This window comes from Amycolatopsis kentuckyensis, from assembly GCF_002155975.1.
In the GTDB taxonomy this organism is placed as follows: Bacteria; Actinomycetota; Actinomycetes; order Mycobacteriales; family Pseudonocardiaceae; genus Amycolatopsis; species Amycolatopsis kentuckyensis.
Window position 1 is genome coordinate 1 of record NZ_MUMI01000758.1, and the last position, 2,124, is coordinate 2,124.

1 protein-coding gene is annotated in these 2,124 nt (G+C 72.9%); it reads right to left on the reverse strand.

The genetic code is table 11. The features are described 5' to 3' along the window. Positions 1 to 2,124: cobaltochelatase subunit CobN (locus CCN39_RS47345; RefSeq protein ID WP_208630688.1), on the reverse strand; the 2,124-nt coding region annotated here is incomplete at both ends.

A 2,124-nucleotide genomic window follows, 5' to 3' on the forward strand; every position in this document is an offset into this window, starting at 1 on the left:
GACGCGACCGCGGTCGCGTCCCAGCCCCGCATCTCCATCGTCCGGACGAGCTCGCGCGCGGTCTTCTCGACCGCGTCCACTTCGGACATCGGCGCGTCTTCCTTGAGCCCCAGCGCGGATCGCAGACCGGGCACCGCACCCTGCTTGCCGCCCCACATCTGGGACGCGCGCAGCATCGCCAGCACCAGGTTGACGCGGGCCTCGCCGGTCGGCGCCGCCCCCAGGACGTGCAGGCCGTCGCGGATCTGCGCGTCCTTGACCTCGCAGAGCCAGCCGTCGATGTGCAGCAGGAAGTCGTCGAACTCCGCGTCGTGCGGCCGTTCCTCGATGCCGAGGTCGTGGTCCAGCTTCGCGGCCTGGATCAGCGTCCAGATCTGCTGGCGCACGGCGGGCAGCTTCGCCGGGTCCATCGCCGCGATGTTCGCGTGCTCGTCGAGCAGCTGCTCCAGCCGCGCCATGTCGCCGTAGGACTCCGCGCGCGCCATCGGCGGGATCAGGTGGTCGACGATCGTCGCGTGCGCCCGCCGCTTGGCCTGCGCGCCCTCGCCCGGGTCGTTGATCAGGAACGGGTACACCAGCGGCAGGTTCCCGAGCACGGCGTCCGGCGCGCACGACGCCGAGAGGCCCGCGGTCTTGCCCGGCAGCCATTCGAGGGACCCATGCTTGCCCAGGTGGACGACGGCGTGCGCGCCGAACTCCTCTTCCAGCCACCGGTACGCGGCCAGGTAGTGGTGGCTCGGCGGCAGGTCCGGGTTGTGGTAGATCGCGACGGGGTTCTCGCCGAACCCGCGGGGCGGCTGGATCATGATGATCACGTTGCCGCTCTGCAGGGACGCCAGCACGATGTCGCCGTTGTCGACGTACAGCTCGCCGGGCGCCGGGCCCCAGTGCTCCTCGACGCCCGCACGCAGCTCGGCCGGCAGCGCGTCGAACCACTCCTGGTACCGCGCGGCGGGCACCCGGATCGGGTTGCCGGCCAGCTGTTCCTCGGTGAGCCACTCCGGGTCCTGGCCGCCGGCGGCGATGAGGGCGTGGATCAGCGCGTCGCCGTCGGGCTGGTCGGTGCCGGTCGGGTCGACGCCCGGGAAGGCGTCCGGCCCCAGGTCGTAGCCCTGCGCGCGCATCCGCCGCAGCAGCTCGATCGCCGACGCGGGTGTGTCCAGCCCGACCGCGTTGCCGACGCGAGAGTGCTTCGTCGGGTACGCGGAGAGCATCAGCGCGATGCGCCGCTCCGACGCGGGTGTGTGCCGCAGCCGGGCGTGCGCCAGCGCGATGCGGGCGACGCGGGACGCGCGTTCGGCGTCCGGTACGTACCGGGGGAGACCGTCTTCGTCGAGTTCCTTGAACGAGAACGGCACCGTGATCAGCCGTCCGTCGAACTCCGGGACGGCCATCTGGTTCCCGGCGTCGAGCGGGGAGAGGCCGTCGTCGTTGGCCGCCCACGTCTCGCGGTCGCTGGTCAGGCAGAGCGCCTGCAGGATCGGGACGTCGAGGGCGGCCATCTCGGCGACGTCCCAGGCCTCGTCGTCGCCACCGGCGCCGACCTCGGACGGCCGCGTGCCGCCCGCCGCGAGCACGGTGACCAGCAGGGCGTCCACGGAAGCCAGCTCCGCCATCATCTCCGGCTCGCGCGTACGCAGCGAAGCACAGTAGATCGGCAACGCGCGCCCGCCCGCGGCTTCGATCTGGTCGGCGAGGGTGTGCACGAACGCCGTGTTCCCGGACAGGTGGTGCGCGCGGTAGTACAGGATGCCGATCACCGGGCCGCCGGCGGCCGGGGCAGGGCGTTCGAGGACGCCCCACGCGGCCTGCTCGGCGGGCGGCTCGAAGCCGTCACCGGTGAGCAGGAGCGTGTCGGAGAGGAACCGGTGCAGCTGGGTGAGGTTCGCCGGGCCGCCCTGCGCGAGGTAGGCGTGGGCTTCGGCGGCGATGCCGGCCGGGACGGTCGAGAGCTTCATCAGCTCGGCGTCCGGCGTCTGCTCCCCGCCGAGGACGACGACGTGCGCGCCCGACGCCCGTAGCGTGTCGAGGCCCTCCTGCCAGCTCCGCGGCGTGCCGAGGATCCGCACGACGACGATCTGCACGCCGTCGAGCAGGCCCGGCAGCCCGGCGAGGTCGAGCCGG